The organism is Nocardiopsis nanhaiensis (assembly GCF_054778635.1).
On record NZ_BAAGZJ010000145.1, the window covers coordinates 1 to 7,066 of the forward strand.

The window sequence follows — 7,066 nt, forward strand, 5'->3', positions numbered from 1 at the left end:
CGAGCGGGCAGTGGACCGGGACCCCGAACGAGGCTCTGGACTGCGCGTGTGGTGTCCACCTCGCCGATCTCGGGGAGCACTGACAGTAGTCAGCACTCCCCGAAGGACTTATGAATCGCTGCACTAGACCCGGACGTACTCGATCCCGGCGAGGTCGCAGAAGACCCGCCAGTCCTGGGCCCGTCGGCCCGTGTTCATGACCATGTGGTGGGTGCCGCCCGCACGCAGCCAGGCGTCCATGCAGGCACGTACGCCGGTCTCCGGGCGGAACTGGCCGTAGGGCATGTCCAGGTCCGGTAGTTCGGGGGCGTCGATGACCTCGCCCTCGGCCACGACCAGGCAGAACCGCTCACCTCCCAGGGAGACGAGGGAGGCCAGGGTGGCCGGGCCGGTGCGGTACCGGAAGACGATGGTGGGCGGGTCGTCGAGCCCCCCGATGCCCAGGGGCCGCTTGACCATGCGCACGGGTTCGTCCTCGCGGGCGACCTTCCAGTTGCCCTCACCCATGTGGCTCATCAGGATCGAGTCGGTGGGGAAGTCCATGGCGTACATCTCGGTGAAGTGGCCGTCCCCGGCGAGCTGGTGCCCGGCGTGGACCATCGCGGCGGCCAGCACGTCGCCCTCGCCCGCGAACCCGTAGCCCTGGGCCATGAGGTTGGAGGCCGCGGCCATGGGGAGGCGGGCGAAGCGGCCGTCCTCGCCGATGGCGTCGAAGTGGGTGGAGTACGCGTCGCAGCCGTGGGCGACGAGCAGCTTCTCGATGCCCAGCTGCATCCGGGCGTGGTCCTCGCGTTCGGCGCCGGTGAGGTGCTCGTCGACCTTGAAGGTCTCGTCCTCCCAGGCCAGGAGATCGGCGACCGCCTCCCCCGGCAGCTCGGCCATGGTGCGGTGCAGGGCGCCCGGGGCGATGACCTCCACCTCGGGGCCGAGCTTGCGCAGCAGCGCGCTCTCGTCCACCCGGGCGTCGCCCATGCCGTTCATCGGGTAGCCGAAGACGCCCACCCGCAGCCGCCGCCAGGCGGTGACGGCACGGGCCGCGCGCGCCCACAGGCCCACGCGCTCAGTGAACTCGGGGCTCTGCCACTCGGCGGTGATCACCTCGAAGGGCACCCCGGACCGGACCAAGGCGTTGGCGGTGTCCTGGGCTCCGTGGATGCCCTGGTTGTAGGTCATGTCCGCCATGTCCCAGGCGGGGGTGACGGCCGGGTCGGGCTGGATGTTGGCCAGCGCGACCGGCAGGCGGGCACCGCCCAGCGCCCGGGTGATCCGCAGCGAGGGACCGTAGGTGAGCATGACCACGAGGACTCCGTCGAGGTCGGCGTCCTCGAAGTCGCGCATGGCGCGTTCGGCGTCGGCTCGGCCCCGGACCGGCGGGGCGACCGTCCACTCAGCGGTCTCCGAGAGCGCCTCGGCCACCCGCGCGGCGTAGGCGGCCTGGTGCTCGGTGATTCCGGGGATCATGTCGTCGTAGAGCGGCTGCATGATGCCCAGGAGGCCGATTCGAGGGGTTGCGGGCACGCTGTGGCTCCTTACTTCTGCCCGTAGGCGTTCTGGTAGCGGTGGTAGAGCGCGTCGACGTGTTCCTGCGGGAGGCGTTCGACGGGTCCGCCCTGGCGGGCCAGGTGCACGGTGCGGGCAACGTCCTCGCACATGACGGCGGCCTTGAGGGCGGCTTTGGCGGTGGTTCCGATGGTGAAGACCCCGTGGCCGCTCATGAGCACGGCTGGTGAGCGGTGTCCTTCGAGGGTGGCGACGATCCCCCGGCCGATGGCGTCGTCGCCGATGAGCGCGAAGGGGCCCACCGGGATGTCGCCGCCGAACTCGTCGGCCATGGCGGTGATCGCGCACGGGACTGGTTCGCCGCGGGCCGCCCAGGCGGTGGCGTAGGGGCTGTGCGTGTGCGCGACCCCGCCGACGTCGGGGCGGTCGCGGTACACGTGCGCGTGGGCGTCGGTGTCGCTGGAGGGCAGGTGCGCGCCCTCGATCCGCTCGCCGTACAGGTCGCACACGACCATGGAGTCTGGGGTCAGGTCGTCGTAGGCGACGCCGCTGGGCTTGATCACCATGAGGTCGGCGCCGGGGACTCGGGCGGAGAGGTTTCCGCTGGTCCAGGCCACCAGGTTGGCGCGGGGCAGTTCGGCGTGCAGTGCGCACAGCTCGTGCCGGAGGCGTTCGACGGCCTCCCGGTACGTGTCCGGTACGTGGGTGGGCGCGGTCACCGCGGGTCCTCCTCGGTCGTGTCGTTCGTGCCGTCTTGGCTGTTCTGGGAGGTGTCGCTGTTCAGGGCGGCGTTGCGCAGTTCCCGCAGCCGGTGCAGGCTGCGGCTGCCGCCTCGCCCGAAGTGGTCGTGCAGTTCGGTGTAGAGGTCGAACAGGTCGTCATAGGCCTCCGCGCGCACCGGGTCGGGGTCCACGGTGTGCTCGCGCACCCCGCCCATCGCGGCGGAGGCCGCGTGGATGTCGGGGTGGGCGCGGGCGGCGACGGCGGCGTGGATGGCCGCGCCCACGGCGCAGGCCTGTTCGGAGACGACCAGGCGCAGCGGCCGGTTGAGGACGTCGGCGTAGACCCGCAGGACGTAGGGATAGCGCACCATCCCGCCCGCGACGGTGAACGTGTCGACGGGTACTCCCGCTTTCTCGAAGGCCTCGACGATGGTGCGGGCGCCGAAGGCGGTGGCCTCGACCAGGGCCCGGTAGACCTCTTCGGGGCGGGTGGCGAGGGTGAGTCCGACGACCACCCCGGACAGGTCGTGGTCGACCAGGACCGAGCGGTTGCCGCTGTGCCAGTCCAGGGCGACGAGACCGTGCGCCCCGACCGGGGCGTCGGCGGCCATTTCGGCGAGGAGGTCGTGGACGGAGAGGCCGCGTTCGGCGGCCCTCTCGTGGTAGGCGGGGGGCACGTAGGAGTCGGTGAGCCAGGCGAAGATGTCGCCGACCCCGCTCTGGCCGGCCTCGTAGCCCCACATGCCGGGGACGATCCCGTCGCGCGCCAGCCCGCACATCCCGGGCACGTCGGCCAGGGCTTCGGAGTTCATGACGTGGCAGGTGCTGGTGCCCATGATGGCGAGCATCTGGCCGGTCCCGGTGGTCTGGGCGGTGGCGGCGGTGACGTGGGCGTCCACGTTGCCGATCGCGACGGGCACGCCCTCGGGGATGCCTGTCCACGCGGCCGCTTCGGCGGTGAGTCCGCCCGCGCGTTCGCCGAGTTGGGACAGGGGGTGGGCGAGCTTGTCGCGGACGAAGCCCGCGAAGCGTTCGTCGAGGGCCCGGAGGAAGCCCTCGGAGGGCCACTCGCCGTCCTGGTGGATGCCCTTGTAGCCGGCGGTGCAGACGTTGCGGGTCTCCCGCCCGCACAGTTGCCAGACGATCCAGTCGGCCGCCTCGATCCAGCGTTCGGTGCGCTCGTAGACCTCGGGGTCCTCCCGCAGGACCTGGAGGGCCTTGGCGAACTGCCATTCGGAGGAGATGCGGCCGCCGTACCGGGACAGCCAGGGTTCCGCGCGTTCGGCGGCCAGGGCGTTGATGTCGTCGGCCTCGGGCTGGGCGGCGTGGTGGCGCCAGAGTTTGGGCCAGGCGTGCTGGCGGCCGGTCAGTTCTGGGAGCTCGCACAGGGGCGTGCCGTCGGCGAGGACGGGCAGAACGGTGCAGGCTGTGAAGTCGGTACCGATCCCGATGACCCGTTCCGGTGCGACCCCGGCGTCGCGCAGGGCGGCCGGGACGGCGGTGCGCAGGACCTCCCGGTAGTCCTCGGGTGCTTGGAGGGCTGTTTCCGGTGGCAGGGGTGCGGTTGATCCGGGCAGGTGTTCGGCGATGACCCCGTGCTGGTAGGCGTGTACCGCGGTGCCGAGCTCGGTGCCGTCGTCGACCCGGACGACGACGGCCCGGCCGGAGAGGGTCCCGAAGTCCACCCCGACCACGACCGGCTCGTTGTCCACCTTGATGTTAGCGCTCACATTAGCGGCCATCGAGAACGTCTCCTCTGCTGTCGGACGGGGGTAGGGAGGTTGGAGAGGGTTGGGGTGAAGAGGGTGACGGAAAGTGGGGGTACGGGTGTCGGCAGGTCAGCCGGGAACGGGTCCGCTGCTCAGCCGGACACACAGCTCAGTAGGGACCACTTGCACGGGCACGGGAGCTTCGGCCGCGGGCGGGTCGTCGCCCGCGGGACGCATCTCGTCGAGCAGGACGCCCAGGCTGACCTTGCCCACCTGGGCGAAGTCCTGCCGAACGGTGGTGAGAGGTGGTGCGAGGAACTCCGACTCGGGAATGGCGTCGAACCCCGCGACGCTGACATCGCCCGGAACGTCCAGCCCGGCTTCGGACAGGGCTCGCATGACGCCTATGGCCATCTGGTCGTTGGCGACGAAGACCGCGGTGACCTCCTCGCCCGACGCCCGGCGCTCGACCAGGCGGCGCCCCTGCTCGTAGCCGGACCGCGGACTCCAGTCACCGTGGAGCGGCTCCGGTGCCCTGGCGCCTGCCGAGGCCAGCGCTGAACGCCATCCGGCCATCCGGGCTTCGGCCTCCAGCCAGTCGGACTTGCCTGCGACGTGGTGGACGGTGCGGTGCCCGAGCCCCAGGAGGTGGTCGATCACCTCACTCACGCCCTGGTGCTGGTCAACACAGACCACCGGCAGCCCCGAGCCCTCACCGCCCTCGACAGCGACGAGGGGCTTCGGACCGGGCAATTCAGCCAGCGCCTGGACGAGGGCGCGCTGGGGTGCGATGGCGATGCAGCCCTCGACCGACTGTTGGATCAGGTAGTCGGCGGCCTCGGAGACCCCGGCCGAGCTGACGTCGTCGAGGGTCACGATGCTGAGGAAGTACCCGGCTTCGCGCGCGGCCCGCTCGATACCCGCCAGGGTCTGGGCGGGCCCGAACAGCGTGGTGTCGAAGGCGATCACGCCCAGCACGTTGGTCCTGCGCGTGACCAGGGCCCGTGCCGTCGAGTTGCGGTGATACCCGAGCTCGTCGATGGCTTGGCGGACCCGGGTCACAGTCTCCGACCGCACGTTGGGGTGGCCGTTGAGCACCCGCGACACGGTCTGGTGCGAGACACCCGCGACCCGGGCGACATCCGCCATCACCGGGCTGCGACCACCGTTCACGGGCAAGGAAACCTCCGGGAAATATGACGTTCATGTGACGTGGCCAACATTGTTAGCGTTAACAAGCCGAACGTCAAGGGGTCAATCGATCAAAGTTTCCCTGAAGGCCCACTGCCGAAGGGTGCTTGATCGCGCGGACCTGCCCTGAGCCCGAGCGAGCAGGCCGAGCGGACAAGTCGAGCGGTCAGGCCGAGAGGCCGAGCGGACAGGCCGAGCGGACAAGGCGCCCTAGCGCCCTGAACCCTGAACCCTGCGGGCCAGGTGCTGTCGCGCCACCTGATCCACACCCGCACCTAGAGAAGGGTGCTGGCATCTGTGCCTGGATACACCGGGAGGAGGGTGTTGGACGAACAGGATACGAATTGGAGACCGCCAGCCGCCCCGGTCCTTCCAGGGAGGTCGGGTGCGGGCATTTCCCCTTTCCCGCCGCCCGATTGTGGCCGTCTCCGCTACGCGCCTCAAGGTCGTCGCCATCGAGGCTTCGCGCGTCAACGGCGCTCCACCTTGACCCGCTCCGCTACGACGGCGGGTTGGCGGCTATCGGGAAAGGGGGACGCGTGGTCGAGGTCCGTGTCGAATTCGGGCTCCGCCCGAAAAACGGATTCTGTCGGCCTGGCGGCCGATGCCTACCACGCCGCCGGAGCGTCGACGGGTCGGGTGTCGCGGCCGGTCACTGTGGGCAGCGAACCCCGAACAGCACGGCCTACGGCCGGGCGGGCCACTGCGCCGGAGCCCACCGGTTGCGGGTGTCGCGGCCGGTCACTGTGCGCGGCGAACCCCTCCCGACGGGCCTTTTCCCGATGATCTTGCTACCAGTAGCAGTTTCGGCGCCGAGATTGTTACTGGTAGCAAGATCATTCCCATTCGGGTGTGCATATGTCCGCTTTGCTCAATAATGCGAACAGGGGTGGCCGCGTCCCTTTTCCTGGGATTATTTCTTCGGGGGGCGGAAAGGCGGGTCGGGGTGGTCGGGTAAGGGTGTTATCACCTCCGGGATAGGTCCTTTCTGGGTCTTTCTTGATATCCTTATTGGTATGACTTCTTCTTTCGGGCAGTGCGGGAATGCGGCGGGAAACACCCCCGCCGTGTCCGCCATGGGTGCTGCCCGGGGAAAGATCACCTCGGAGATGGCGGAGGTGCCCCCGACCGGAGCAGCTGGCCAGGTCCTGGATGTGATTTCTCAGGTGTTCGAGGACATGGAGCAGGCCCAGCTTTCGATGCTGCTGCGGTTGGCGCAGCTGGAGGCGGCCGGGACGTTGTTGGAGGCGGGTGGGCAGAGGTCGGTGCAGAACTGGCTGATCTACTCGGTGGGGATGGCCCCCGTTGAGGCCAACGGGCGCGCCGAGCTGGCCCGCCGGTTGTTCGCCCAGGAGCTTCCCGCCACCCGCCAGGGCCTGGACTCCGGGTTGCTGTCCATCGGCGAAGCCGTCGCGGTGTGCAAGGCCGCTGATAAGGCGGTGGGGGCGCGCAACACTGGCCGCTACCCGGATGCTGGCCTCTTCCGGCGGATGGTGGAGGCCGGGATTTTGGCTTCCAAGGCTAGGGAGCCGTCGATGTCGACCTCCGACATTCACCGGCTGGGTAGGGAGCTGCTGGCCCAGTACAACCCGGCGGTGGTGGAGGAGCAGTACCAGGCCGCCTTCGACGCCCGTGGTGCGCGTTTGGTGCGCACCTTCGATGCCACGTTCATGTTCGAGGCCTGGGGTCCGGGTGAGCACGCCGAGGAGCTCCAGTGCGTGCTCAAGGCCCACGAGTCGGAGTATGACCCCGAGAGGCTGCACGTGTCGGCCTCCGAGCGGATGTATGACGCGTTCATGAACCTGGTCCGGTCCGCATCCCACCCCACCGGGGACGGTGAGAGCGCTGAGGGTGCCGACGGTGCCCGGGGCGGGGACGGCCAGGGGAAGGGGCGCACGGGTCGCAAGCGTGCTGCGGTGGCGATGATCAACATCATGGTGCCCC

The 7,066-nt window shown here is 69.7% G+C and carries 4 protein-coding genes and 1 pseudogene; 1 reads left to right on the top strand and 4 read right to left on the bottom strand.

Annotation, left to right across the window (positions count from 1 at the left end; all coding sequences use genetic code 11):
- Positions 1–123 precede the first annotated feature (123 nt).
- The 4 genes from ACYVD1_RS34010 to ACYVD1_RS34025 form a co-directional block, all read right to left on the bottom strand.
- The gene (locus tag ACYVD1_RS34010; protein ID WP_460778594.1) at positions 124–1,482 is read right to left on the bottom strand and encodes an L-fucose/L-arabinose isomerase family protein; all 1,359 of its coding nucleotides are present in this window, start codon (positions 1,480–1,482) and stop codon (positions 124–126) included.
- Between the two features lie 47 nt (positions 1,483–1,529).
- A complete protein-coding gene (locus ACYVD1_RS34015; RefSeq protein ID WP_460778592.1) occupies positions 1,530–2,219 on the bottom strand; it encodes an L-ribulose-5-phosphate 4-epimerase in 690 nt (229 codons plus the stop codon).
- Positions 2,216–3,964, bottom strand: a complete 1,749-nt coding sequence (araB, locus tag ACYVD1_RS34020; RefSeq protein ID WP_460778593.1) for a ribulokinase — start codon at positions 3,962–3,964, stop codon at positions 2,216–2,218. Before araB ends, ACYVD1_RS34015 begins: the two co-directional genes overlap by 4 nt.
- Positions 3,965–4,060: 96 nt before the next feature.
- Positions 4,061–5,080, bottom strand: a complete 1,020-nt coding sequence (locus ACYVD1_RS34025; RefSeq protein ID WP_460778595.1) for a LacI family DNA-binding transcriptional regulator — start codon at positions 5,078–5,080, stop codon at positions 4,061–4,063.
- 1,058 nt (positions 5,081–6,138) lie between these two features.
- Between ACYVD1_RS34025 and ACYVD1_RS34030 the strand changes: the two are divergent.
- Positions 6,139–7,066: pseudogene (locus tag ACYVD1_RS34030) on the top strand (hypothetical protein); the annotation flags it as partial.

What these genes read in the sequence shown, in the direction of transcription:
- ACYVD1_RS34010 (WP_460778594.1), bottom strand. Translation starts at nt 1,482, where the DNA reads ATGCAGCCGCTCTACGACGACATGATCCCCGGAATCACCGAGCACCAG.
- araB (WP_460778593.1), bottom strand. Translation starts at nt 3,964, where the DNA reads ATGGCCGCTAATGTGAGCGCTAACATCAAGGTGGACAACGAGCCGGTC.
- ACYVD1_RS34025 (WP_460778595.1), bottom strand. Translation starts at nt 5,080, where the DNA reads ATGGCGGATGTCGCCCGGGTCGCGGGTGTCTCGCACCAGACCGTGTCG.